General features: G+C 68.3%; 23 protein-coding genes. 11 read left to right on the top strand and 12 right to left on the bottom strand.

The genetic code is table 11. The annotated features are described in order from the left end of the window. The first annotated feature begins 519 nt into the window (after nt 1-519). The gene (locus tag V5P93_RS20080; protein WP_104483073.1) at nt 520-846 is read left to right on the top strand and encodes a hypothetical protein; all 327 of its coding nucleotides are present in this window, start codon (nt 520-522) and stop codon (nt 844-846) included. Between the two features lie 296 nt (nt 847-1,142). Here the strand turns inward: V5P93_RS20080 and V5P93_RS20075 are convergent, their stop codons facing one another. Both V5P93_RS20075 and V5P93_RS20070 read right to left on the bottom strand, forming a co-directional pair. Then, nucleotides 1,143-1,619, bottom strand: coding sequence for a hypothetical protein (locus tag V5P93_RS20075; RefSeq protein ID WP_374065050.1), 477 nt, complete (start codon nt 1,617-1,619; stop codon nt 1,143-1,145). A gap of 396 nt (nt 1,620-2,015) precedes the next feature. Then, nucleotides 2,016-3,143, bottom strand: a complete 1,128-nt coding sequence (locus V5P93_RS20070; protein WP_374066518.1) for an IS4 family transposase — start codon at nt 3,141-3,143, stop codon at nt 2,016-2,018. Between the two features lie 1,064 nt (nt 3,144-4,207). Between V5P93_RS20070 and V5P93_RS20065 the strand changes: the two genes are divergently transcribed. Both V5P93_RS20065 and V5P93_RS20060 read left to right on the top strand, forming a co-directional pair. Further along, nucleotides 4,208-5,191, top strand: a complete 984-nt coding sequence (locus tag V5P93_RS20065; RefSeq protein ID WP_146108418.1) for a transcriptional regulator — start codon at nt 4,208-4,210, stop codon at nt 5,189-5,191. A 763-nt stretch (nt 5,192-5,954) separates the two neighbouring features. After that, nucleotides 5,955-9,392 (top strand): CHAT domain-containing protein, encoded by a 3,438-nt coding sequence (locus V5P93_RS20060; RefSeq protein ID WP_146108419.1) that lies wholly within the window; start codon nt 5,955-5,957, stop codon nt 9,390-9,392. A gap of 202 nt (nt 9,393-9,594) precedes the next feature. Here the strand turns inward: V5P93_RS20060 and V5P93_RS20055 are convergent, their stop codons facing one another. From V5P93_RS20055 to V5P93_RS20045, 3 genes are all read right to left on the bottom strand, one after another. Then, on the bottom strand, nt 9,595-10,041 hold the full coding sequence (locus tag V5P93_RS20055; RefSeq protein ID WP_181043975.1) for a hypothetical protein: 447 nt from the start codon (nt 10,039-10,041) through the stop codon (nt 9,595-9,597). After that, the gene (locus V5P93_RS20050; RefSeq protein WP_104483642.1) at nt 10,038-10,490 is read right to left on the bottom strand and encodes a transposase; all 453 of its coding nucleotides are present in this window, start codon (nt 10,488-10,490) and stop codon (nt 10,038-10,040) included. The genes V5P93_RS20055 and V5P93_RS20050 overlap by 4 nt, the downstream gene beginning before the upstream one ends. 215 nt (nt 10,491-10,705) lie before the next feature. After that, nucleotides 10,706-11,317 carry a hypothetical protein gene (locus tag V5P93_RS20045; RefSeq protein ID WP_104483643.1) on the bottom strand — a complete coding sequence of 204 codons (612 nt, stop codon included), beginning with the start codon at nt 11,315-11,317 and terminating at the stop codon, nt 10,706-10,708. A 566-nt stretch (nt 11,318-11,883) separates the two neighbouring features. Here V5P93_RS20045 and V5P93_RS20040 point away from each other — a divergent pair. Then, nucleotides 11,884-12,117, top strand: a complete 234-nt coding sequence (locus V5P93_RS20040; RefSeq protein WP_104483644.1) for a hypothetical protein — start codon at nt 11,884-11,886, stop codon at nt 12,115-12,117. 117 nt (nt 12,118-12,234) lie between these two features. Here V5P93_RS20040 and V5P93_RS20035 read toward each other — a convergent pair whose 3' ends face one another. Then, the gene (locus V5P93_RS20035) at nt 12,235-12,426 is read right to left on the bottom strand and encodes a hypothetical protein (protein WP_146108420.1); all 192 of its coding nucleotides are present in this window, start codon (nt 12,424-12,426) and stop codon (nt 12,235-12,237) included. A gap of 293 nt (nt 12,427-12,719) precedes the next feature. On the opposite strand from V5P93_RS20035, the gene V5P93_RS20030 reads away from it, so the two are divergent. Genes V5P93_RS20030 through V5P93_RS20020 form a run of 3 tightly spaced genes read left to right on the top strand, consistent with a single transcriptional unit; the run spans nt 12,720 to nt 14,675 of the window. Further along, complete coding sequence (locus V5P93_RS20030; protein ID WP_181043976.1) at nt 12,720-13,508, top strand: RNA polymerase sigma factor; 789 nt, start codon at nt 12,720-12,722, stop codon at nt 13,506-13,508. Then, entirely contained in the window at nt 13,505-14,584 is a 1,080-nt protein-coding gene (locus V5P93_RS20025; RefSeq protein ID WP_146108422.1) for a sigma factor-like helix-turn-helix DNA-binding protein, read from the top strand. Before V5P93_RS20030 ends, V5P93_RS20025 begins: the two co-directional genes overlap by 4 nt. Beyond that, nucleotides 14,517-14,675: a DUF397 domain-containing protein gene (locus V5P93_RS20020; protein WP_181043977.1), complete on the top strand. Its 159-nt coding sequence runs from the start codon at nt 14,517-14,519 to the stop codon at nt 14,673-14,675. Before V5P93_RS20025 ends, V5P93_RS20020 begins: the two co-directional genes overlap by 68 nt. Before the next feature lie 83 nt (nt 14,676-14,758). On the opposite strand, the gene V5P93_RS20015 is transcribed toward V5P93_RS20020, so the two are convergent. From V5P93_RS20015 to V5P93_RS19990, 6 genes are all read right to left on the bottom strand, one after another. Continuing rightward, complete coding sequence (locus V5P93_RS20015; protein ID WP_374065049.1) at nt 14,759-15,619, bottom strand: IS5 family transposase; 861 nt, start codon at nt 15,617-15,619, stop codon at nt 14,759-14,761. 726 nt (nt 15,620-16,345) lie between these two features. Further along, entirely contained in the window at nt 16,346-16,699 is a 354-nt protein-coding gene (locus V5P93_RS20010; protein ID WP_374065048.1) for a MerR family transcriptional regulator, read from the bottom strand. A gap of 1,041 nt (nt 16,700-17,740) precedes the next feature. Continuing rightward, entirely contained in the window at nt 17,741-18,874 is a 1,134-nt protein-coding gene (locus tag V5P93_RS20005; protein WP_104480743.1) for a hypothetical protein, read from the bottom strand. A gap of 75 nt (nt 18,875-18,949) precedes the next feature. After that, entirely contained in the window at nt 18,950-20,125 is a 1,176-nt protein-coding gene (locus V5P93_RS20000; RefSeq protein WP_104480720.1) for a zinc-dependent alcohol dehydrogenase, read from the bottom strand. Beyond that, nucleotides 20,122-20,664: an SRPBCC family protein gene (locus V5P93_RS19995; protein WP_104480719.1), complete on the bottom strand. Its 543-nt coding sequence runs from the start codon at nt 20,662-20,664 to the stop codon at nt 20,122-20,124. Before V5P93_RS19995 ends, V5P93_RS20000 begins: the two co-directional genes overlap by 4 nt. Nucleotides 20,665-21,189: 525 nt before the next feature. Beyond that, nucleotides 21,190-21,375, bottom strand: coding sequence for a hypothetical protein (locus tag V5P93_RS19990; protein ID WP_146108156.1), 186 nt, complete (start codon nt 21,373-21,375; stop codon nt 21,190-21,192). A 316-nt stretch (nt 21,376-21,691) separates the two neighbouring features. On the opposite strand from V5P93_RS19990, the gene V5P93_RS19985 reads away from it, so the two are divergent. The 4 genes from V5P93_RS19985 to V5P93_RS19970 are packed head-to-tail and all read left to right on the top strand — an operon-like array spanning nt 21,692 to nt 25,025. After that, on the top strand, nt 21,692-22,144 hold the full coding sequence (locus tag V5P93_RS19985; protein ID WP_104480717.1) for an Hsp20/alpha crystallin family protein: 453 nt from the start codon (nt 21,692-21,694) through the stop codon (nt 22,142-22,144). A 10-nt stretch (nt 22,145-22,154) separates the two neighbouring features. Further along, complete coding sequence (locus tag V5P93_RS19980) at nt 22,155-22,661, top strand: general stress protein (protein ID WP_104480716.1); 507 nt, start codon at nt 22,155-22,157, stop codon at nt 22,659-22,661. Beyond that, entirely contained in the window at nt 22,661-24,517 is a 1,857-nt protein-coding gene (gene dnaK, locus V5P93_RS19975; protein ID WP_104480715.1) for a molecular chaperone DnaK, read from the top strand. Before V5P93_RS19980 ends, dnaK begins: the two co-directional genes overlap by 1 nt. 10 nt (nt 24,518-24,527) lie before the next feature. Beyond that, nucleotides 24,528-25,025 carry a nucleotide exchange factor GrpE gene (locus V5P93_RS19970; protein ID WP_104480742.1) on the top strand — a complete coding sequence of 166 codons (498 nt, stop codon included), beginning with the start codon at nt 24,528-24,530 and terminating at the stop codon, nt 25,023-25,025. Nucleotides 25,026-25,028: the final 3 nt, after the last annotated feature.

Raw genomic sequence — 25,028 nt, 5'->3', positions numbered from 1 at the left:
CGTCACGAGCCGGTCGCCCTGTGCCACTCGATCACAGTGGTCGGTCGACGGCGGGGAGCCGGTTCTGGTGAGCGCTGGTCGCGGCAGGTTGTCCGCTGTGTCGGTCGTGTTGTTGGCCCCGGCCTTGGCGTTGCTCGGGAATCTGGCCACCAACACCGTGGCGGTCACCTGGTGGTGGTGGCCTTCGGCGGTGTGGGTCGTCGTGGCGTTGCTGGTCGGGGCCACGGTGTGGGTGGAAGTCTCCCGCTCGCCGCGGAACACCGCGATCTGGTGCGCGCGGCACAGACCGCGCTGCACTCCGCCGCGGAGGCCGCCGCCGACCCGCACACCGGACGGGCGGGGGAGCGGGCTGCCCCGACCCCGCTGAGGGTGCCGGGGCAGCCACCGCACACAGTGGCCCCGGGGGCAAGCCACCTCCACCGGATCACCGGCAGAGCCCGGAGCCAACAACCAGGTTAGGGACAACCTGCCCGAACGCCCATCCGGCTGCACGACGCCGGGTTCGGCACCGTCGAGCAGATGCTGGCCGCCAGCCCACAGCAGATCCCTCAGCGCCCCGGGCGTGTGCTGCTGACGCCCAACCCGCGCTGGATCACCCGGCACCCGGCCTTTTGGTGGGACGGCGCGCTCACTCACACCCCCGACGTCGAAGCCATCCACGTCGAACAGGCGTGGTCGCTGTGGAGCGACGGGGCACTGGTGCGCGGCCACTGGGCAACACCCGCCGACCCCGCGCACGGTCCGAGGGAAGCCGCGCCCACACCGACCACCCTGGCGACGCAGCACCAACGCCGCGGCCAGGAACGTCGCGGCGTCGAGAGCGAACGTCCTCAGGGGGTGCGGTGAGTAGGTCATGGGAAGGGGATGAGTACGCCGATGGCGGTTCCGATGATCAAAACTACTGTCAGCAATGCGAGGAGTCCGCCCGGGGAAAATGACAGCCGAGTGGCTTGGGGGGTGAGCGAGAACGTGTCATTGACGGCGCCGCCGTCGTGTGCCGGTTGCGACGGGGAGGTGCTCTCAGGGGGCAACTCCCGGGGGACGGGGGTGTCGACGTGGGCGGCGTTGACGAGGTGATCGGCGAGGCGTAGATAGTGCTCGACCAGGGTGTTGGTGGCACCGGGCGGTCCGGGGAGCAGCGCTTATAGCAGCAGGGTGAGTCCGGCGGTGTCCCTGGGGATGCGGTCGCCCTTGAGCCAGACGCCTACGGTGCTCTTGCTGACCGCGCGGCCAGGGTCGAGTTCCCGCATGCGCTTTTCGCAGTCGCGGAGACTGAGCCCTTGCTTTCGTGCCTTGTCGCGTAGTGATCGGATGAAGTCCGCTTCGGTGGTGATGGTGTGGAGACTTTCCAGACGCAGCATCGCCTTTCGGGCTATCTGGGCTCGCTCGTGAGGTTCCGGGAGGATCGCCTCGAGCAGTCGCTGTTCATGTGCCCGCTCGTGCAGACGTCTGCATTGGTGTATCTCGGAGCTCGTGGCCTCGGCGGTCCGGAGGATGGTCTCGTAGACGCTCCACGCCAGCACCCGCTCGGACGTCATGTCGGAGGCCGCGGCGATCAGGCCTGCGGTGAGCGTGACGGTGGTCTCGCCGTTGTGGGACGCGGAGTCGATGCAGGCCAAGGCCATCTTCTTCTCGCCCGCGCGTTGGCATGCCAGCTGCACTCGCTGGTGTAGGGCCTGTCGGGGCTCGAGCATCGCGGCCGGTCTGCGGACCACGCGCGCAAGTGCATCCTTCGCTTCGGTGTGGGGTATTGCAGGGTGCGTGGGGTTCATCGACTAGGCCCAATGCCGGTCGGTTAGGTGGTTTCGGCTGGTCGGCGGCGGTGTCGGGTCTTGCTGGGCGGGGTGAGGGTGATGTTCGAGTGAGGTGGTCGGCTGTTTCGGAGTTGTTGTCGGTGTCGTGCGCGTTTGACCGGGAAGTTGCTCATTTTCCGTTTGATCACCCGCGGGTAGCTCCGGTGGCGGCGTTCCGGGTTGATCTCGCTGCCGACCTCGATCAGCAACATCCGATAGTGGTCATCGCTGTGCGTGAGGGGGGAAAGATCCCGGCGCCCAGATACGGGACCGGATGACGCGTACCGTGTTTTTGTGTGAGATCCGATCAGGATCGAGCTTCGCGTGATCGGCGGCGTCGACCTGCACACACATCGTGGCGTAGTGCACCGCCAGATGCGCCCAGAACTCCTGCCGTACCCCGTCGGGCGATTTCGACCGGAAGATCTTCTCGGTATTGAGTTGGACACTCTTGATCTGTTTGAGGAAGCCCTCGATGTCCCACCGTTCGTGATAGAGCGCGGCCAGTTCCTTCGCGGGCGCCAGAAGCGGGTCCAGGATCGTGGTCACCAACCGATACACCTCCTCCGTCCACGGCAATCGGTACTCGATCAGCCGTAGCCGGAAAGATGGTTGGCCCGAACTCCTCGGCGGGGTGATCTCGGCGATACAGGAACCGTCCGATAGTCTCTCCACCGGCCGTGGGGCGAGGTTCGCGGTCACTCTCCACAGCAGGTCGGCGCCGGTATCCACGGCCTTGGCCCAGCGACGGGACGAGTAGATGTGCCGGTCGGCCAACACCAGCATGCCCGGCCGCAATGAAGAGAACATCTCCTCGATCAACATCGTTTCCGCGGCGGCATAGCCATCCATCCGGGCATCGAATACCGCGTGGGTTCCCAACTCGACCACACACGCCGCTTGAATCTGAGGATACGCCGTCTTTCCCTCGCCGCGCCCTGAACCGGGTCGCCCGAACTCGCGATCGTTCTCCTCGGTATCCGGCACCGTGAACGTCGTCCCGTCAACCGCTGTCAACAACCAATCCCCATACCACGCGCCTATCGTCTCCCGGCACGCTCTCGGTCGTATCACCGCCCGCACCGCGGTCTCCATCGGCTCCGAACCCAGACGACGACGAGCATCACCGATCGAACCGGTCGTCGGTACCCGATAGCCCTGCCCTCCACGACCGAACGCCGACATGAGAATCTTCATCGTCGACCGGTACGACTCATTCGGGAAAAGACACAAAGCAAGCGTGAAATAGAAGACCAACCGAGCAGGCAATGCGCGGGTCCGCTGTTCCCGACGCCAATACTGGTCAATGACCCGATCGACCAACTCCACCGGAAACATCCGAGTCAGCACACCAACCGCAGCCCGGTCGGCCAGACCGCCGCCCTCGCGCACACCCAACCCAACATCCACCACCGCAGGCTACAGCCCCGCCATGACCTAACCGACCGGCATTGCGACTAGGCCCCCTGGTCCGGCGGGGGCGTGAGGCGGGCCAGGAAGGACCCACCGCGTACCAGGGTGAGTGTCGCCGCTGTCACGGTGACGGCCGCGCCACAGGCCGCAGCGAGGGCGACACCGTAGACGACCAGAAACCCGATCAGGCCAGCGGTGACCAGCAGGACGACCGCTTCACCGTAGGCGTGCCGAGCGCACGGGCGATGGGATGTGGGTGGGACGGGGGAGGACATGACGAAACTCCGATAGAGACCGGGCGCCACCCACTTTCGTGGAGCGCCGCTTGAATCCGGGTGAGATGTGGACATCCGGGATCCGCTCGCGTGGTGTCAGCCACGAGAAGCTCGAGCGGTTCCGTCGATCCGGTCTCACAGGACCATAAGTGCCGTCGTCGGTTCAACCGCACAACGCCCGTAGGGGTGTCCGAACTTGTCCGAATTCGAGGCCACCCACGAGCTGGGCGTGTAGCGTGGGTCACAGCTTTCAATTATGTTCGGTTGCGTTGCGATCCGGACTGCGTGAAGCCGCTGCCTGCGGTGTGGTCTTTTTCCGCAGCTCATGCGCTGTCCGGGGTTGACTGTCCGGCTGTCCAGGACAGTGGCGGCATGGCGCGTTTCCGTCCGATAGTGGAGCGGCCACCACGCGGTGGGCCGCAAGCCGGGTCCCGCGCTGTTGGTGGGCGATTTTCCCGAAGCGGACTCCTTGAATCCGGGTGAGTATCGGGTCGACGAGGGATCGCTGAAGCTCTGTGTCAGCGGAGATTCACCGGTCCCTCGTCACAGCCCATGGCCCAGCGGCTCTCGTGACCGGCCAGCTCGACCCTCTCGCGCATCGAGCACAACGTGCGGCGGCTCGACATCGACGAGTTGCGTGCGATCGCGTCCCGGTATGGCATCACGCCCTCCCGCCTGGGACTCGCTACTGTCGGCGAGCAACACATCGAGAGAAGCGGTGAGGACGTGCAGCGCAGACAGTTCCTGACCGCGGCCGCCGGCCTGGTCGTCCCGCACACCGTGCTGGCCCGCCTCGACGATGCCCTGGTCGCCCTGCCCGCCGCGCAAGGCCCGGTCACCCCCGCCACCGTGACCGCCCGCCTGGCCGCCAGCCAACTCCTGTTCGACCAGGCACAGTACGCGGCCTTGGTCGCGGGGCTGCCCGACCTGCTGGCCGCCGCGCATGAGCTGGCCGACCTTCACCCGGACTCGACGGCCGAGGCAATGGTCGCGGCCTGCTACGACCTCGCGACCCACACCCTGGACAAGCTCGGGCAGCACCAGGCCAGCCGCCTGACCGCCGACCGCGCCATGAACCACGCCCGCAGCGCCGACTCCCCACTTGCGCTGGCCCTGTCGGCCCGCGCGCTCAGCGTGGTCCTGCGCCACGAGGGCCGCTCCCACCTGGCCCAGCGGATCACGCTCGACGCGATCACCACGGTGCAGGACACGGGATTGACCACCCCCGCCCAGCGCACCGTCCTCACCCAGACTCTGTGCGCCGCGGCCTACTCCGCGGCCACCAGCGGCGATAAGGCCCACGCCGTCGACCTGATCGGCGCGGCCGAGCACGCTGTTCGCGGGCTCGGCCGTCCGGTCGTCGTCGGCGGGAACGTGGTTACCGCGGCCCAGGTCCAGCTCTACAAGGTCGGGGTGCACTGGGCCGCCGGGGACTCCGGCCGAGCACTGGACACCGCGCGTGGGCTGCGACCCGAACAACTTCGGCACCGCCGAGCGCCGCGGACGGTTGCACACCGACCTGGCCCGTGCCTGGTGGCTGCACGGTCACCCCGAGCAGACCGCGGCCGCGCTGCTGGCCGCCTACCGCGAGGCCCCACCGAACTCACCAGCCGCCCGGCGATCCGCCGTATCGGGTCTGACCTGGTCCACCGTCACCCCCACACCGCAGGGGCCCGGGAACTGAGCGTCGTGCTGCGGGCCGGCGCGTAGCGACCGACCGTTGCGACCGTGGCGGGCGGGGGACCTAAGCTGCTGCTCGGTGCGCCGACGGCGACGATGGATCGGGGCCGGTGGCCACCCACCCCACGTGCGTGGGCCCGGTCACAAGCGCCCCAACCCGTCGTGGGACCCGGACCGAAGTGCCGGACCTCGGGTGCGGTTGGAGGTCACGGAGTGCACAGGCCTGCGGTGCGCCAGGGGCGGGTCAGGGTGTCGCGCGTGGCGCTCGACAGGCGCGTACCCCAGGCCGTGACGGCGACGGCGCCCCCAGAGCGCGTCGACTAGGTGGGGTCGGTGGGGTGGAGTCCGGTGGCGTCTTCGGCGATGTGGGTGGCGTCGTGGTGCAGCAGATGTGCGGTGTAGAGGAGCGCGCGGGGTCCTTGGTGGAGGGTGAGGACCTCGGTGCGTGCCCGTTCCCACTGCTGCTTGCCGAGGTGTGTCCGGGCGGTGAGCAGGTGATCGAGGGTGGTCTGGAGGAGGCGGGCGGCGGTGGGGGTGTGGGGTTCTGTAGACGGTGCCGTTGAGGTGGGGCAGGCAGGTCGTGGCCCAAGCGGTGGTGAGCAGGTCGCGGTCGGCGATCCCGGCTGGGGTCTGGGGAAGATTCGTGGTGGCCGCGTCGAGCGCCGGACAGATGACCAGGCGGCTGTTGGTCTGTTCGGGTTGAGTTGGAGCAGTTGGTTGCGGGCTTCGCGGTCATCCAGCTGGGTGGGCGATAGATTCCGGTTGTGGTCCGTCGTCGTGAGAGAGCCGTGGGTTGAGCAAACACCACGACACAGAGTGGGCTGCCGGGCCTGATGAGTCGTCTGGGGCATGGCTGACGCGCAATGACATGTCTGGTCAAGCGACGACCGTGGTGCAAGTCGGCCACGTATCGGGCGGGATGCACCTCGTGTCGTCGCCGGGTCGGGTGGGGGGTGACTACGTTCCGCGTGAACTGCCGCCCGATGACCCAGGGTTCATCGGACGTGCGGAACAGCTTCGAACGCTCGACGACATGCTTGACCATTCGGACCGATCGCAGGCGGTGGTCATCACATCGGTGTCGGGTACCGCAGGTGTGGGGAAGACCGCGCTGGCAGTGCACTGGGGTCATAGGGTGGCACACCGATTCCCGGACGGTCAGCTCTATGTCGACCTGCGAGGATATGATCCAGATCAGCCCATGCCGCCCGCAGAAGCGCTGTCCGGCTTCTTGCGGACATTCGGTCTCTCCGAGTCCGCGATTCCACCCACTCTTGAACAGCGCGCGACGCGATTCCGTACATTTGCGGCAAATCGGCGGATGCTCATCCTGCTCGACAACGCGAAGAGCGCCGAACAAGTCCGACCGCTGCTGCCCGGCCATGGCGGCTGTTTCGTACTGGTCACCAGCCGAGACGCAGTGCCTTCGCTGGCCATCAGACATGGTGCCCGCCGGATCGAGATCGACCTCCTGACCTCCGCCGAGGCGGTGGACCTGCTGCGGACCCAGTTGGGGCCTCGGGTCGATGTGGAGGTGGAGGCCGCCGCGGAACTCATCCGGCAGTGCGCCCGGCTACCACTCGCCTTACGGATGGTGTCCGAGTTGGCGATCGCGCGCTCTGGGGAGAAATTGGCCGAACTCACGGCCGAACTGGGCGATGAGCGGCAGCGCCTGGACGTGCTTGACGCCAGCGGCGACGCGCGTACCGCGTTGCGTGCCGTATTCTCTTGGTCTTATCGCAACCTGCCTGAGGACACCGCGCGGGCATTCCGGCTTGTCGGCACTCATCCCGGTTCTGACTTCGACATCGGTGCGGTCGCGGCACTGACCGGTTGTACTCCGGCTCAGGGGCGCGGACTGGTGAATCTGCTCCACCGAGCCCGTCTGATCGATGTGACGAGCAAGGCGCGCTTACGGATGCACGACCTGCTGCGGACCTATGCCAGATCCTTGGCGTCCGAAATGGATAGTAAGGATGAGTTGACGTCTGCGGGCGAGCGGCTCTTCCGATACTACCTGCGCGGCACTGGCACCGCTCTGGACCTGATAGCGCCGCAGCACGGAAAGCACCGGCCACCGTGGTCGGACCCGCCTGACATCGTCACCCCGGTCCTGGCAGGCCAGCACGACGCCATTTCATGGTTGACAATGGAACGGGACAATCTTTTTCTCGCCAGCGGGGACGACGGTTCTCGCGTCGGTGGCGCTGCGGCTCGCCACATTCTGGGGCTCGTTGCCCGGCATATGGGCGACATTCCGCAGGCGCTCCACCAGTTCGAGTATGCCAATCTTGACCTGGCCGCTGTTCCACCCGGGTACCGGGGGCGCATCTGGCTTGATCAAGCGGAATCCCTGCTGGCAGCGGGCCTCGCGTACGAAGCGGCGCGGCGGTTGGATGACGCCGTGTCGTTGCTCGACCGAGCGACGGATCAGCAGGACATCGGGGAAGCCGAAGTCTTGCGCGCAGTAGCGGACCTGCTTCTCGGGCGCCCGATCTCAGCAGGTAGATCTGCCGTGCGTGCCCAACGCCGCTTCCTCAGAATCGGGGCATCGACCTGGGCCGCCATTGCGGGCTTGGTCCGTCTCCAGGCGAACGTCCGACGGGCGTGGGCCAAACGCGCGGCGACTGTTTCGCTGGCACAGCGAGGATTGAGGCTCGCCACACGGTTCGCCGAGTTGCACTTTTCCGAGGAGTCCGCTGTATCCCGGTTGCTGGCGGTGCGGGTGCTGCTGCGCACGGGGCGGATCGCTGACGCCGAGAACCAGTTGGCCCGAACTCCGAAGCCGCCCCAGTTCACCGCCGCCGACCACCGGATGTTGCGTTGGCTCTGCGAAGCGGAACTGGCGGCCGCACGTGGTGAACGCGCCCTCGCAAGGGAACACGTGCGTGGTGGCCTCGCCGAAGTGGCCGACTTCCGCGGTCGCCCGGGAGGCTTGGACCCGATGAACGGGACGCCCCACCACCTCCTGGAGTTGGGATGGCTAGATCTGCGCCTGATGCTGCGGGACAACCGGTCGGTAGACGAACCCGCCGAAGTGTTCGCCCATCTTGAACGTGTCCGATCGCGCGCCCACACCCACCAGTTGCCGATCCAGGACCCTGTGCTGGCTGACCGCGTCAAAGACTACCGCCAGTTGAGCCACACCCTTCGGCTCGCACAGATCGGCGGCTACGTGCCCGCCAAGCTGGCCCGACAGCACGAGGCACTCGAGCAGGAGCTGACCCGCTGGCGCGGTCAGACAAACCTGGTCTCCCGATCTCCCGCCGAGTTCGCCGCGGTCGCCGAACGGCTGGGTGATCGTGCCCTGATCGCTTTCCTTGCTTGCAGAGACAGGGGTCTGGCGCTGGTCGTCGTGGACGGTCGTGCGCACCTGATCCCGACGGGCGATCGAGCGCTGGTAGCGGAGACGGCCTGGCAACTGCACGCCGATCTCAACGCACTGGCACCGGACGACCTACCTCCGCCGGTGGCCCGAGTAGTCGTGGCATCGGCACAGGCCCGCGCACACAGGCTCGACGAAGAACTCCTCCGACCACTGAACCGACTCACCGGCGATCGCGAACTCGTCCTGATCCCCGATGACCCGCTGTTCGCGACCGCATGGGGAACACTGCCCTCGCTGCAGGGCAGACCGGTGGCCGTGGCATCGTCCGCGACGGCCTGGCTCGCTGCCGACACCGCGAAACGCAACCAAGGACGGGTGGCCCTCGTCAGGGGTCCAGGCCTACCGCCAAAAACCAGTGAGGTCAACACACTGCGCGGCAGCTACCCCCACGCCAGTGTCCTTGAGGGACGCGACGCGACCACCGCATCCGTCCTGGAACACATCAACGGAGTCGAACTGGCCCACCTCGCCTGCCACGGGAGTCACGGTGTCGAGAACGCCCTGTTCTCCCGTCTCGAGTTGGCCGACGGTCCACTGTTCGCTCACGACGTCATGCAGTTGCCCGACTGTCCCACCTCGGTGGTTCTCGCCGCCAACGAACTGGGCATGAGCCGAGCGCGACCAGGCAATGAGCCTCTCGGTTTCGCAGGCGTCCTGCTATCCGCAGGCGCTCGTACCGTCATCGCCGCTGTGACCAGAATCGGCGACGAGGCAACAGCCACCGCCATGGCCGACTACCACCGCCGTCTCTCAAACGGAACACCCGCGTCCCACGCCTTGGCGGTGGTGACCGCGACAGATCCCTTCCGTCGCCCCTTCGTCTGCGTCGGCTCTGGCCGGTGAGGTGAGCACCTAATGGCGAGCATGCCGCGAACTGAGGTCGATTAGCAATCCCGGGCACGTGGAGTACCCGACGTAGCAATATCCACCGCACCGCACCGCACCGCTGGCGATAGCCCGCTGTCGCGGGCGAAGTCCACCCGCTCGGCGACGTCCTCGACCCCACTCGGGTAGGCGGTGGCCTGGGGCCGTAGAGATAGTACCGCTAATTGACCAGCGACCGGGCATGGTTGTAGGCGGCGTGCTCGGGGCGCAGCAGCACGCCGTCCGGGTTCGCGTGGTGTGACAGGGGCGTGGTCGCTGTGCTGGTGGTCGGGCAGGAGACCGGCGACGGTTCGGACGGTGTCGCGGCGAACGAGGTGGCGGGCGAGGGATCGCTGGTTCTTCGGGTGGTCGGTGCTGTGGTCGACGTGGATCCGTGGTGAGCAGTGGGCTTTGCGTTGTGCTGTTGCTCGTAGCAGGTGGGCGGGTCGCGTCGGGACCCGCGATGCGGTGGTGTCACGATCGCCGCGCCGGTCCGCGCGCCGAGGACCTGGTCACCCGCGCCGAGCAGCGGCGCGGGTGACCCGTTGTCGCGGGTCTGGGTGGTGTCGGCGACCGAGCCCGGCGCGGTGGCGCCGCAGAACGGCGTCCCGTTCTCGCGATCGGTCACGACCGTGGTCGTGAGGGCGTTCTCCTCTGCTCCTGCCCGAGACGAACCGGTCCCGATCGACGGTGTTCGCCCTTGGGGCGGCGCACTCGCACCTGTGTCGCGTCCGGAATCGCGGCCGAGCCACTCGCCGCGCCTGCCAGGCCGGGCCCACCACGGCCACCAGATCGGCGATCACCCGAGCCGAGAGACCAGTCACCCGACGACTCGACACCACCGCCCACGACCCACACCAAGATCATCTCAACACCGCCCGACGCAACCACGCACGAACACGTTACCGCCGATCCCTGCGGAGGCGGCTTCTGCTCCTTGCGCAGGCGGCGCAGCTCGTCGGACTCGGCCGCGATGGGCCGGTCGTCTCGCTCGCAGCGGCTGGCCTGGTCCTGCCGGATCCAGTTCCGCAACGCCTCGTGGTGCACGCCCCGCTGCTCGGGCAGGCGTCGGATCACCGGCTTGGGGTCGGACCACGGTACAACCAGACAGCACGAGCCCTCAGATCGTCGTCGGGGGGCTTCTTCGGTGGTGCCACGGACGACTCCCTTCAGGCCCTATCGGACCATGCCTGGAAAGACTCCCTCCCGGGGTAGGCGCCCCCCGACGTAGAACTCCGTGATTGTCTGCAGGATGGGGGCCTTTGAAAGTCCAGGTCAGGGACTTTCCGGTGTCACCGGGTGGTGTGCTCACCGCGGGGAAAGAGTCCTGGTCGTAGAAGAAGAAGGGGGTAGTCGGGATTCAGGGGCACCGTCAAGAGCGGCGTTCTCGTGGTGACGGTGGTGGTGGGAGGCGGCGATGACGGGACCGGCCTGGTGCTCGTGGTAGGCGCGGGTGCGGCCAGGGCCGGGAACCCGCTGTCGCCGGTGTCGGCGTGGGGACTCGAAGGTGGGCCCACCGTGGCGAGGCCGGCGGCCAGCGCCACGGTCAACGACAGCCCCGCCGTCACCCGATACGCGCGGGGAACCCGCGCCGGGTGGTGGTTGTCCGAGCCAGGCTCGGGATCGCCACTGATGGGGGAGTTGTCCGGGGCGTGCCGGGTGGGCTCGGGGTTGCCGGTGACCGGCTCCCGGGGCGCCGGGGGCGGGAAGACGTCGACGAGGTGGTCGGTGTGGTCGAGCAGGGCACTGGGCAGCATGTGCTCAACGCGGTCCAGGACGCGGTCGTTGTCCTCGAGCAGCAGCTCCCGGGTGGTCGGCGCCGCCGACGTGGTCGGGCCGGTGGAGACGACGACGTCGGTGGCGCCGTGGCGGGTGATCCGGTCTTGGAGTCGGGCGGCCAACACGATCGCGCGTTCGATCTGGGCCAGCGCCTGGTCGCGTTGCCGGTCGGCGCGGCTGAGCTGGGTGTCCGTTGAGCCGGTCGAGCACCACCTCCACCCCGGGACGGTCCTGCTCGGGGCGGGTGCGCAGCCACAGGTCGACGAAGGCCTTCACCAACTCCCACGGCAGCGGAGGGCGCATCGCCATCAGCTCCGAGAGGCGCTTGGCGTTGAGCCCGCCGTGCTCGTCGAGGACCTTGTGCGCACGGGCGTCGTCGGGGTGTCGTTGCACCCAGCGTTGCGCGGCCTGCTTGTTGGTGAACCCGCCCTGCTCCCGCAGCCGGTAGAGCAGCCGTTTGAACTCCACCCCGGGCTCGCCGTAGCGGGCGCGCAACGCGTCCTCGTCGATCGTGGGGGCATGCCCCGGACTTCCCGCCCGGTCTCGCCACCGGCTCCCACCTCGTTTTTCCTTATCCATGCCCGCTGTGTAGTCCGGCGCGGACTGGCCGGAACTCGATCGCGGACCCTTCACTGGTGTTCATCGCCCCGTACCCCTGAGGGGCTTCATCGACTTTCGGAGGGACCGCGAGATGTGGACGTGGATACTCGGCGCCTACCTGGGGGTGCTGATCGCGCTCGTCGGCTGCGCCGGGTACGTCACCTTGTTCATCGCCGAGACCGACCGCGCCGAACGCGCGCTGCGCACCCTCAAGACCGCCACCGTGGCCATCACCGGCAGCACCGGCGCCATCGCCCTCGTCGTCTGCCTCCATGAGACCGGGCTGCTGTGCCCCCAGGTCAGGGCGTTGTCAGTGCGTCGATGACGACCACCGCGGTGGGAGCGGTTGGGCTCATCCCGGTATGGATGACCGGCGTTGGCACCGCACCGCACTGAGACGGGCATCGCGGCCGATGGCCCGCTGCCGGACTTGGCGCGCCCTTCAGTGGATGATCTTGTTGAAGAAGGTGATGGCTCCACCGATGGTGACCAGGCCGGTGAGGACCCCGGCCGCGAGGTGCCCTCCGGCGAGAACGGTGAGCACAGCGGTCAGGAGACCGCATCCGACACCGAGGGCGAGGATGATCGCGGCACGTTGGGTCAGCAGGGGTGGGGGCTCGGGAGGCTTGGGCACGGTGGTCACTCCTGGTGCGGGTACTACGGCCCGGCCGGGCCGCCGCCCGGCCTTGTATGTGAGCCGTGCACGCGGGTTCCACGCGCTGAACTGGGCGAATACTCGCCAGAAGATTTTTCGTGGCCAAGCGGGGAGACGGGTGGGTGCGGTGACATATGAAGGGATCGTCTGCGACGCCGTAGACGGTCCCTCCGGGATCGGCTATGGCTTCCGGGGCGGCAGCGACACGGGAAGGGTCAAGAGCAGTGGTGCGGCGCAAGGTCGAGCGTGGCGGTCCGCGACCGTCAATCGACGTGCGCCATGCCGATGTCCCGGGGGCTACAACACGGGTTAGGCCGCTCGTCGAAAGTCTCGCCGAGGCCGAGGCCGACGAGGAGTTCTTCGATGACCAGGCGCTCAGAGCCGCGGAGTCGCTGCGGCAGCGGGAGAGTGACCTGGTGCTGTACAACGAGCTCGCATTGGAGGGGTTCGAGGGCCGCGCTTGGGACCGCTTCGCGTACGAGCTGGCTCGCTACGGGTACGCGGTGATGATGGCCTGGTTGAAATCGGGGGAGTTGTTCGCCCAGTGCAAGGCCAAGAACTGCTGGCCCGGTTCACCCCCGGAACGATGGGACGACCCCGACGACCGAGCGGGATTGGCCGGTGACACCGTCACCACCGCCATCGCCGCGTTCAAGGAACGAGCCCTGATCGCCGGGGGATGGACCTTCGACGGCGGAGCGAGCCTCAAGACCTACTTCATCGGCCGCTGCGTGTTCGCCTTCCCCAACCACTACCGCAAGTGGGCCACCGAACAACTCAATGCCCGCCTGGTCCGCGCGGCGGGACCGGACACCGACTCACGTGGCCACGACGGATACGTCGTCGACCCGGCCGAGCGGGCGCTCACCAAACTGCGGATCACCGCCGGCATCGCCGCCATCCCGGACGAGCGCACGCGCGCCGCGGTCATCCTGCAGGAAGCGGGCTACACCTACCCCGAAATCGCCGAACTGCTCGACGTCACCCCGAAGGCCGTCGACGGCATCCTGCAACGCCAACGAACCCGCGGACAAACATCGCCGGCGAGGAGGACGTCATGACCGACCCGACGCCCCCACCCGCCGCCCGCCCCGGCGTCGAGGAGCTCATCGAGAACTCGTCACTGGGCACCCCCGGTGCTCGCACGCTGCGCGCGCGGACTCCAGAGCGAGTGGCCGACGCGATCACCGAGCGGGCGGCCGCCTTGGCCGCCACGACGCGGCCACCGTCCGGCTCGATGCGCCGCGCCACTCGCCTGGCGCCGTTGACCGACACCGACGTGCTCGCCCTGCGCGAGGCCGCGGCCAACCCAGGCCGAAGTGCCATGCGCGACCCGGACCGTGAACAACAGCCACGCAACCTCGTGGCAGCAGTCATCGACGGGGACACCGACGCGCCACGACAACTGGCGGACCTGCTGCATCCGGCGATCGTCCGCTACTGCCACGTCCGCGCCCGGTCAACACCGGCCCTCGCCAACCAGGCGGCGAACCAGGCCCGAGCTGCGCTCCAGGGCTCGATGCCCGACCTCCTCAAGGGGCTATCGATATCATTTTCCCTTTTGGCGCTTGTGCGTGGTGTAGCCGACCGCAAACTCACCGAACTCCGGTCCTCGCATCAAACCGCCGATGCTGCGGACACCTCCTCCACGCTCGCCGACGATGGTCTAGAAGACGGAGCCCGGGAAGGCGGTTTGATCGACGAGATGGCCGCCGCTGTGCTGTCCGGGCTGACTCCTCGGCAGTATGAAGTCCTCCAGTTGCGCGTCGTCATCGGATTCACCGCCGACGAGACCGCCACCCTGTTCGGTACCACCGTCGCCGCGATCCGCGTCGCCCAGCATCGAGCGCTCAACGCCCTCCGCGCCAAACTCGGCACCCGTGCGACCACACCCGAACCTGACAAGCCCACCGTCGCCAACCAACGCCCAGCCGACTCTTCACCAGCTCCAGAGGACACGCCACCGGCCGCCATCGCCAACAGGTACGACATGGGAGTGTCCCCGTCCTCCCAATGGCGCGCGGTGGCTGAGCAAGCCATCGCAATCGCCTCATCCGCAGAGCAGCCCGTTGTGCAGTACGTCGACAATCCCTACATGGACAATCCCTCGGGCGGAGCGAGGGCTGGTAAAACCTGAGACCAGCCCCGGGGACACCGCATGCGTCGAGGTCCGTTTTCATGGCTTCGAAACCCAGGTGCGTGACAGCAAGAACCCAGACAGGCCCTAATCTGCGTGTTCACCAACACCGCGTGGGCATCGCTCCGCGCCTTCTTCACACAAGACCGAGGAACCTAAGAGCGTGTTTGAGATCTACCGAGTGGTGAGTGGGCGCGGTCCGGGTCGGGTCGCGGCGTGTCCGCGGGTGAGGCGTCGGGTCATGGTGGTGATGGCGGCCCAGCGGATGATGGCCTCGGCGGTGGCGGGGTGGCGTTCGTAGTCGCCTGCCAGGCGTCGGTGGGCGGTGAGCCAGGCGGAGGTCCGTTCGACCGCCCACCGTCGGGGGACGACCGCGAATCCCCTCTGTCCTGAGGGTTTGCGGACGATCTCGATCGTGGTCCGCAGGGTGTGGGCCCACTCGACCAGGGTGCAGGCGAAGCCGCCGTCGGCGAACAAGTGCCGGACACGACGTACTGTGTTGGCCATGATCTGGCGGTGACGCAGTTCCAGCAGCAGCCTCTTGGCGCCGTCGCGGTCCTGCACGCCGGCGGGCAACACCAACACGACCAGCAGCAGGCCGAGGGTGTCGGTCACGATGAACCGCTTGCGGCCGTTGATCTTCTTGCCCGCGTCGTAACCGCGGGTGTCGACACCGACAGTGTCGGCGCCCTTGACCGATTGGGAGTCCATCAGTCCCGCGCTCGGCTCCGCGTCCCGCCCCGCCTGCTCCCGGACCATGGCTCGCAGGGCGTCGACCATTCGGAAGGTCAGCCTCTGCTGTTCCCAGCGGGTGAAGTACCAGTACACCGTCTCCCGCGGCGGGAAATCCGCGGGCAACGCCCGCCACGCGCACCCGGTGCGCACCACATAGAGGATCGCGTCCACGATCTCCCGACGCGGATGCTTCTCCGGCCGACCACCCCGCGGATGACTGGCGGGCGTCGGTAACAACGGCTCCACCACCGCCCACTCGGCATCCGACAGATCCGGCGGATACCGCTGCACACGCGCCACGAAGACCACCCTGACCAACCACACCCACAAGATCAAGCAGCCACGCCGACCAAGATCTCAAACACGCTCTTAGACCGTTCAGAGCGCATTTCTGCTCCCCATTTGCTCCCTGCGGTGCTCCCCTTGCGGGCCGGGGTGTACCAGTCGACTGGACGGGGGGTGCAGCGTTGAAACACGGGTACTGCTGGAGTTGGGTCCTGATGGGTCGCCGAGCGTGGTGCGCGTGGTTTCGATCGCCCTGCGCGGTCGGTCCCGCATGTTGGCAGCCTTGGACGCGGCCACGATGCTTGAACTGGATGCACGTAGGTTCCGGCGCGCGCAGCCGCACACTCCGCTGCGGCATGTTGGGAGCGCGGCGCGCCGGGTGGCCTTTCCCGTTCGGGGCCGGGGGCCGGTCAACACTCATCGAAGGGTTTCGGTCAGCCTTGCCGTGTTGGGAGCGCGACGGTCCGGCATCGGTATGGAGACTCGCTTGTCGACCGTCGTGGTCGCCCGCGATCACGGTTGGGGATCGAGGGTCCACATGGGTCGGCCGATGTCCGGATCGGTGTTGGTGCGTGCCCGGTGACATCCAGGAGGGACGGTAGTGCGCGGCGGGGGGAATCGTTCGGCACCGGCCACTCCGGTGCCGAACACAACCTCCACCCGGCGCCGCGAAGGTTGGCCCAGGTGGTTCGCCCGCGGTTCGTCGGGTCTGCTTGATGAGCGGTCGAGGTGGTGGCCGCGTCAGAGGTCGTGCTGTGGTGGCTTGTCCTGTTCGGACGGGGCGTGCGCCTCGTTGAGAGCGCGTGCTTCTCGGAGTTGGTCCTCCAGGCTGACGATGCGACACGCGGCTTCCACGCCGGTGCCTTGGTCGACGAGTTCGCGGGCGCGTCCCGCGATGCGCAGTTGGTGGCGGGAGTAGCGGCGGTGTCCGCCGGCAGAGCGCTGGGGCTCGATCAGCCCCGCCTCGTCCAGGCTGCGCAGGAACCCCGGTGTGGTTCCCAGCATCTCCGCGGCTCTGCCCATCGTGTAGGCCGGGTAGTGGTCGTCGTCGAAGTTGTCTGCCGCTGCCCGCGGCTGCTCTCTGTCCTCGCGCACTGCACCTCCGCATCACGAGGGGCCCGGTGCCGCAACGGCACCGGGCCCCAAGGGTTATGGGTTGACTTCGATCGACCGGTCAGGAAAACGACCGGTCAGGTACGCGTCACCCGCGCAAGCTGCGGACAACGCGAGAATCGTTTGTACGTAACCGGAAACCACCACCCCATCTGACTCGAGTGCGGTACCCGCCTTGAGCGCTTCACTCCTCGGCGGGAAATCCGATGGCGTGCAACCCTTCCCTTCTCCTCTGATTCTTGCCTTGTTCACCGGACTCTTGACTCGCCTGCACTTGCTCGGTCGGCGAAGGGCCTCATCCGTGTTCGAACGCCCCTCACCGACCAACTGCGATCACCACCCGGAACCCCTTCCACGGCTCGGCTCCGACGTGCCTGATCGCTCGTGCCTTGCGACCGTCGACCTCCGGGTGGCGCGAACTGCCTTCCTCCCGGAACCGCGTGTCGACTACTCCTGGCCTTCGGACCGCCCGCGTGGTACCCGGCGACCTCGGCCAGCAGCTCGAACTGCGACCTACCCGTGGGCAGTTCATCATCTCCCACGCCTATAGGACGTTTTCTCCTCTGTGACTGGACCATCATATGCACAGCCGCAGGGGATTGTCTACTCCAGCGGAGACAGTTTTTCTCGTACGCCGGGTCTGGGTGCTCCTACCTGCGACGATGTCGCAGGTAGGAGCACGGCCTTCCGGGCGGGTTGGCCAAGGTCAAGGCGCGATCCGGCGTTGACCTCGATCCCGATCGTCCTACTGGCCACCTGTGTGGCTGTGCTGGTCGGGAACTCGGTCGCCGGGCTGACCTGCTGTTGTGTGATGTTCGTCGATCGGTGATCTGTGGCTGTTCGACTGCTGCTCAAGGCCCCGGCTTGGCCGCCACCCTGGCGGCCGTCACCGCCGCCCCGAAACGCGGGTCTCGAAGGGGCGTCCCGGGGTGGGAGGTCGACCGCGGTGATACCGCGATCGGTCGGGTGTCCGCCGGGCGACGACGAGCACGTCGGCATCCGTCGTGACCGGGTGGGCAGCCATCAGCTGTCCGGGCTCCGGTCCTCGGACCTGCGGCGTCCCGACCGGCGCTGGTTGCGCTTCTGGCGTTCCCGTTCGCGACGGCTGTAGGTCGCGTTGCGGACCTTCTCCTCGTCCTCCAGGCTCGACCCGAGGGCGCCTGCGACGATGCCGACCGAGCTGCACAGCCACACCAGGTTCAGGTACGACCCCACGCCGACCGGGTGTCCCAGCGTTTGAGCGAGGTAGTCGCTGTCGATCAGGACGGCTGAGGCGAGCAAGGCGAGCACGAACAGGATCGCGTACATGCACGCCACCCCGATCGCCAGTGTGGTTGCCGTGGAGACGTTGTACAGCAGCGCTTTGCGCCGATCCGCCACTTCGGTGGGCCGGTCCCAGAGGTGGTTGTACACGGTCAGCCACACCGTCATGACCACGATGGTGACCACGGTGATCGCGGCCAGTCGCAGGGGTGGCAGGGAGTCCGCGAGCTTCCAGAACGAGCTGGTGATGATGCCGTAGGCGGCGGTTCCGGCCGCGGCCGCGGTGGCGCCTGCGAGATGGGGGACGAGGCGCCACGGGCGGTTGTCCCGGATCATCCCGGCCAGCAGCCGCAGCCTGCCGCGCAGCCCGACCAGAGCGACGTGTGTCGTCGGCGAGTCGCGGTCGTCGGGCAGCCGCTGCGTGGGGGCCAGCGCCTCGCGAACCCGTGCCGCCGCCCCCTGCTGGTCGTGCTCCCAGTCCGTCCCGGGCTGCCGCGACACCAGTTGCCGCACGACGCGGATCAGCAGCGCCCGCGTCCGGCGCCGCACCAGGACGGCACCGAGCGCGGGCATGGAGATCACCGCGACACCGTGCTCGACGTCGACGCCCGCGACGACGGGGCTCGTTCCCGCGCGGTGGGGCAGATCGGTGACCAGGACCAGCAGGTCCCAGCCCCGGTCCTGCCGGTACCGCTCCGACAAGGCGCGCATCGGGATGTCGCCGTCCTCGTCCAGCGGCAGCTGGTCGATCTCGTGCTCCACCCGCCACCGCGTCTGCCCGCTCACCCGGTCGGCGAAGACACCGGGGAGCTCGTCGGCGATCGTCGTGATCACCCGCGCCGGCAGCCCCGCGTCGGCCAGCACGCCGACGGCCACCTGGTGTGGTTCGTTCATGTGGTTCACCTCGCTCCTCGGCGCCTGTCGGTGTCCGTGGGCACCCGGCCCGGCTACGTCGCGTGCGGTCGCCGGTCAGGGTTTGAGGACGACCTTCTCGCAGTCCTCCTCCTTGTTCTTGAAGATCTCGAAGCCGCGGTCCGCCTCGTCGAGGGGCAGGGTGTGGGTGATGATCCGGGTCGGATCGATCTCTCCACGTTCGATGCGTGCCAGCAGCGGTTTCATGTAGCGCTGGACATGGCACTGCCCGGTCCGCAGGGTCAGCGACCGGTTCATCCACGCACCGGCGGGGAACTTGTCCAGGAGACCGCCGTAGACACCGATCACCGAGACCACCCCGCCGCTGCGGCAGGATGTGATCGCCTGGCGCAGCGCGTGCGGGCGGTCGGTCTCCGACCGCACAGCCTGCTTGAGCCGGTCGTAGGCGGCGATGTGCGCGCTTCCGTGGGTGGCCTCCATGCCCACCGCGTCGATGCACTTGTCCGGGCCTCGCCCGCCGGTCAGTTCCAGCAGTGCGGACCGGACGTCGACCTCCTCGAAGTTCACCGGCGTGTGGCCCGCCTGCTCGGCCATCCGCAGCCGGTAGGGCTCCTTGTCGATGGCGATGACCCGCGCGGCGCCGAGCACGCGGGCGCTGTCCATGGCGAACTGGCCGACCGGGCCCGCCCCCCAGACCGCCACCACGTCGGTGGGCTGGATGTCGCACATCTCGGCGCCCATGTAGCCGGTGGGCAGGATGTCGGACAGGAACAGCACCTGCTCATCGGTCAGGTCGGACTCGATCCTCAAGGGGTTCACGTCGGCGAACGGCACCCGTGCGTACTGCGCCTGCCCGCCCGCGTAGCCCCCGGTCAGGTGCGAGTAGCCGAAGATCCCGGCGACCGGGTGACCGAACATCTTCTCCGCGATGCCCGCGTTGGGATTGGTGTTCTCGCAGCAGGAGTACAGCTCGGCGGCGCACGCGGCGCACGCGCCGCAGGCGATGGGGAACGGCACGACGACGCGGTCCCCGACGCTCAGCCGGTCCCGCGCGACGCCGGGGCCGACCTCGATCACCTCGCCCATGAACTCGTGGCCCAGGACGTCGCCGTCCTGCATGGTCGGCACGTACCCGTCGACCAGGTGCAGGTCCGACCCGCAGATCGCCGTCGAGGTGATCCGCACGATGGCGTCGCGGCTGTTCAGGATCCGCGGGTCCGGCACGTCGCGGACCTCGACCTTGTTGCGGCCCGCCCAGGTGTTCGCCCTCACGCTTCCGCTCCCTTCTCGACCTCGGCGTCCGACAGCGGCTGCGCGGGGCGCTGCGGGAACTCCTCTCGTGCCCGCTTGCCCCACGGGGCTCCGTCGGACCGGACCACCTCGCCGGTCTCCAGCACCTGCTTGAGCCTGCGCAGGTCGTCGTCGAGCAGCTGGTGCGGTTCCTCGCCGAAGTACTTGGCGACCGCCTTGCCCACCGCGCCGCCGGGGAGGTCGTACACCAACGCGACGTGCACCTCGGTGCTGACACCGTCGGGGGCGGGCACGAACCGCACGGTGCCGGAGTTCGGCACGGCCGCTTCCCCGGTCGACCGCCACTGGATCTTCTCGGTAGGCGTCTCGTCGACGATCTCCGCGTCCCACTCGAGGTCCTTGCCGAACGGTGCGCTGGCCGACCAGTGGCTCGTCGTCGCGCCGGTGGTGCGGACCTGGTCGAGGTGTGCCATGAAGGTCGGCAGGTTCTCCAGATCGCGCCAGAACGCGTACACCTCCGGTGCGGGTTTGCGTATGGTCGTCGTCGCTGTCAGGTCCATCGGTTCTCCCTTCGCGCGTGCCCCGCGCCGCTTGCGCGGAGCTGGTCCGTTCCGCTCGGGTGGCAGGCACGTCCAGTGCTGCGGCGGCGCCGGTGACCTCCGCCAGCCGCGAACCCGCGGCGGTCACCGCAGTGGGCGATTGCCGGTTCCAGCGCGGTCGCGCCCATCGCGTTGCCCACAATCCCGTCCGCCTGCTCGTCAGGAACTCGACCGCGTGGATCGGCTCCCGCGCTGACTGAGACCACCGGCACCGCTGCTCACGACCGCACCGGGTCAGCCACGCCGTTGATCCGGCGCACCGGCCCCGGCCCCACCGGCTGTGTCACGTCCGGACCGGTACTCATCTGGTCCCGCTGCCGGTCCCGGCGCCGCATCTCTTCCTGTCGTGCTCGCCCTGCCGCACGGCTCGCCGAGTAGGCCTACCCGGTGACAGCCCGGATAACCATGGGGTCGACACAGCGCGACGACGATCCGCTGCCCGCGGCCGTGGCGGACACGGGAGGTCGTGCCGGTGGGATGCCCTTGTCACGTGCAGGCACCCGTGCCTGTCGTCGTCGCGCCCGACCTGCGGCAGGCCGCGCTGTTCGTCGCGGAATTGTCATCGGCACCACGGCCGTCGAACATCGTCATCGAGACGACGCACAGGCCGTGGAAGTTGCCCAGCCGCTCCCGCCACGAGGTGTCCGGTCTGGCTAGATCGTCCTGAGCCATGCTCGCTTCCCTGGCCGTGCCCATCAGCGGCTACGGACGTCGCGTCTGGTCCACCAGGATCACCACCAACACCGCGAACCCCGCTCCGTCCGGCCTTCTGGCCTGCTGGGCCGGTTGATCGCGCGGATTTCACCCTCGTAGGAGCACGCGACACCGCCGCAGCCCGTGCCAGCGTGGAGCGCAGCCGGGACCGCCGGCCTCGGCTCGTCGGAGAACCAAAGACGACGCACCGCAGGGAAATCCGTGCCATGAGTCGCCATCAAGCCGGTGAGTCTTCGGCGCGACCGGGAAGTCTGGACCGAAGTGAGGCGTAACAATGACTTTGATGCGATTTGACCCGTTCCGCGATCTGGATCGGTTGGCGGAGCAGGCCTTCGGCGGCAGCCGTGTACCGCACGCGATGCCGATGGAGGCGTTCCGCCACGGCGACGAGTTCGTCATCGCGCTGGACCTGCCGGGGGTGGACCCCGCCGAGGTCGGCGTCACCGTGGAGCGCAACGTGATCACCGTGCGGGCCAGCCGCCGCCCGCTGCGCGGCGACGGCGACGACCTGGTCGTCGACGAACGGCCGCGGGGCGAGTTCAGCAGGCAGCTGTTCCTCGGCGACAACCTGGACAGCGGAGCGCTGTCCGCCGACTTCGACCGAGGGGTGCTCACGATCACCATCCCGGTCGCCGAGGCGAGCAAGCCGCGCAAGGTCGAGATCGGCACCCAGACGGAACAGAACCGGAGGATCGAGACCGGTTCCCGTGAACCGACACACGCCTAGGAGGCACGTGATGACCGCGCAGCAAGGCGCCACCGCGCCCATGTCGCCACAGACAGGGGACAACCACCGTCGGCAGATCGCGACCTACGCGAACTACAGCGATGCCGAGCGCGCGGTGGACTACCTGTCGGACAACGGTTTCCCGGTACAACGGGTCGCGATAGTCGGGTCCGACGTGCAACTGGTCGAGCAGGTCGTCGGTCGGTTGAACTACGGCGGCGCCGCGTTGCGCGGAGCCGGTTCCGGGGCGTTCACCGGTCTGCTGATCGGCTGGCTGTTCGGCCTGTTCAACTGGTTCACGCCGGTGCTGGCTTCCCTCACGCTCGCGCTCTACGGCCTCGTCTTCGGCGCGATCCTCGGGGCGGTCTTCGGTTTGGTCGTGCACGCGTCGCAGCGCGGCCGTCGCGACTTCGCCTCGATCCGCGTGATGCGGCCGAGCCGGTACGAACTGCACGTCGACGCCGAGGTGGCCGACCGGGCCAAGGACATGCTGGCCAAGATGGACGGGGGCTGGTGATGGCCAAGGCTGTCGGCATCGACCTCGGCACGACCAACTCGGTGATCGCCGTCTGGGAGGGTGGTGAGCCCACGGTCATCGCCAACACCGAAGGCGCCCGCACCACCCCGTCGGTGGTCGCGTTCACCGAGTCGGGTGAGCGGCTGGTCGGTCAACTGGCCCGCCGCCAGGCGATCCTCAACCCGAAGGGCACGATCAACTCCGCGAAGCGCTTCATCGGCCGCAAGTTCGACGAGGTCGGCGACGAGGCCAAGGCTGTCGGCTTCGACGTGGTCGAGGGCGACGGCGGCGTCGTGCGGTTCAAGGTCCGCGACAAGCTGCACGCGCCGGAGGAGATCAGCGCGCAGGTGTTGCGCAAGCTCGCCGACGACGCGGGCAAGTTCCTCGGCGAGCGGGTGACCGAGGCCGTGATCACGGTGCCCGCCTACTTCAACGACGCCCAGCGCCAGGCGACCAAGGACGCGGGCAAGATCGCGGGTCTCGACGTGCTGCGGATCATCAACGAGCCCACCGCCGCCGCGCTGGCCTACGGGCTGGACTCGAAGGGCCACGAGACGGTCCTGGTGTTCGACCTCGGTGGCGGCACGTTCGACGTGAGCCTGCTCGACGTCGGCGACGGCGTGGTCGAGGTCCGGTCGACCGCGGGTGACACCCATCTCGGCGGCGACGACTTCGACCGCCGCATCGTCGACCACCTGGCCGAGAAGTTCCAGCAGGAGAACGGCATCGACCTGCGGTCGGACCCGCAGGCGTTGCAGCGGCTGTTCGAGGCCGCCGAGAAGGCCAAGGTCGAACTCAGCTCGGTCAGCCAGACCAGCGTCAGCCTGCCGTTCATCACCGCTGACAAGGACGGCCCCAAGCACCTGACGACCACGCTGACGCGGTCGGTGTTCGAGCAGATCACCGCCGACCTCGTCGAGCGCTGCCTCGGCCCGGTCAAGCAGGCGATGGCCGACGCGAAGGTGACCGCGAACGACATCGACGAGGTCATCCTGGTCGGCGGGTCCACCCGGATCCCGGCCGTGCAGGGCCTGGTCCGCAGGCTGACCGGCGGCAAGGACCCGAACATGGGCGTCAACCCGGACGAGGTCGTGGCGCTCGGCGCCGCCGTCCAGGCCGGTGTGCTCACCGGTGACGTGAAGGACGTGTTGCTGCTCGACGTCACGCCCCTGTCGCTTGGCGTGGAGACCCGCGGCGGCGTGATGACGAAGATCATCGAGCGGAACACGACGATCCCGGCCCGGCGCACGGAGGTCTTCTCCACGGCCGAGGACAACCAGCCTGCCGTGGACGTCGTGGTGCTGCAGGGCGAACGGGAGCGTGCCGCCGACAACCGGGTGCTCGGCCGGTTCCAGCTCACCGACATCCGTCCTGCGCCGCGCGGCGAACCGCAGGTCGAGGTCACCTTCGACGTCGACGCCAATGGAATCGTCAACGTGACCGCCAAGGACAAGGACACCGGCGCCGAGCAGGGCATCACGATCAGCGAGAGCTCCAACCTCGACAAGGACGAGATCGACCGCATGGTCAGCGAGGCCGACCGCAACCAGGCCGACGACCAGCGGCTGCGCGACGAGGTGGACGCACGCAACATGCTGGACACGGTCGCCTACCAGGTTGGCCGCGCCATCACCGCGGACACGCCCGCACACGAGAAGGCCCGCGCGGAGATGCTGGTCGACCAAGCCCGCGAGGCCGTGAAGTCCGAGGCACCGCTGGCGCAGGTCCGGTCGCTGACCTCGGAACTGCAACAGGTGCACGCGTCCCTCAGCGCTGTCCGCGATGGCGGCGAAGAGCACCCGCCCTCGCAGGGTGGCGCGGACGACGTGGTCGACGCCGATTTCGACCGTGCGTGAGGACTCGGTGATGGCCACCCCAGGTAAGGCGGCGGACGCAGGCGCAGACTCCCAGGAGGTGCCAGCTCCGACGGTAGAGGATCGGGTCGCCGAGCTCGACGACCGGTGGCGGCGGGCCGTGGCCGACCTCGACAACCTGCGCAAGCGCCACGCTGTCGAACTCGCCCGGGTCCGGGAGGCCGAACGCGCGCGGGTGGCCGCCGCCTGGCTGCCCGTGCTCGACAACCTCGAACTGGCTCTCGCGCACGCCGACGCCGACCCGGACACGGTCGTGCGAGGTGTGCTGGCGATCCGCGACCAGGCTGTGCAGGTGCTCGCCGCGCTCGGCTACCCGCGCGACGACGAGACCGGCGTGCCGTTCGACCCGAAGCGGCACGAGGTCGTCGCTGTCGTCGACGACGCGGGGACCGGGCCGAACACCGTGGTACGCGTGGTGCGGCCGGGCTACGGAGCCGACGGGCACGAGCTTCGGCCGACGGCAGTGGCCGTCAGCGGGTCCCGGGAGTGACGG

The organism is Actinokineospora auranticolor, assembly GCF_041897805.1.
In the GTDB taxonomy this organism is placed as follows: Bacteria; Actinomycetota; Actinomycetes; order Mycobacteriales; family Pseudonocardiaceae; genus Actinokineospora; species Actinokineospora auranticolor.
Note: the sequence above shows the minus strand (reverse complement) of the source record. Positions and strands in the feature narration are given on the sequence as shown.

Excerpts from the sequence above, each read along its gene's own strand:
- V5P93_RS19970 (WP_104480742.1), top strand. The coding sequence starts at position 24,528 with ATGGCCACCCCAGGTAAGGCGGCGGACGCAGGCGCAGACTCCCAGGAG.
- V5P93_RS20040 (WP_104483644.1), top strand. The coding sequence starts at position 11,884 with ATGTGGACGTGGATACTCGGCGCCTACCTGGGGGTGCTGATCGCGCTC.
- V5P93_RS19980 (WP_104480716.1), top strand. The coding sequence starts at position 22,155 with ATGACCGCGCAGCAAGGCGCCACCGCGCCCATGTCGCCACAGACAGGG.
- dnaK (WP_104480715.1), top strand. The coding sequence starts at position 22,661 with ATGGCCAAGGCTGTCGGCATCGACCTCGGCACGACCAACTCGGTGATC.
- V5P93_RS19985 (WP_104480717.1), top strand. The coding sequence starts at position 21,692 with ATGACTTTGATGCGATTTGACCCGTTCCGCGATCTGGATCGGTTGGCG.
- V5P93_RS19995 (WP_104480719.1), bottom strand. The coding sequence starts at position 20,664 with ATGGACCTGACAGCGACGACGACCATACGCAAACCCGCACCGGAGGTG.
- V5P93_RS20025 (WP_146108422.1), top strand. The coding sequence starts at position 13,505 with ATGACCGACCCGACGCCCCCACCCGCCGCCCGCCCCGGCGTCGAGGAG.
- V5P93_RS19990 (WP_146108156.1), bottom strand. The coding sequence starts at position 21,375 with ATGGCTCAGGACGATCTAGCCAGACCGGACACCTCGTGGCGGGAGCGG.
- V5P93_RS20005 (WP_104480743.1), bottom strand. The coding sequence starts at position 18,874 with ATGAACGAACCACACCAGGTGGCCGTCGGCGTGCTGGCCGACGCGGGG.
- V5P93_RS20080 (WP_104483073.1), top strand. The coding sequence starts at position 520 with ATGCTGGCCGCCAGCCCACAGCAGATCCCTCAGCGCCCCGGGCGTGTG.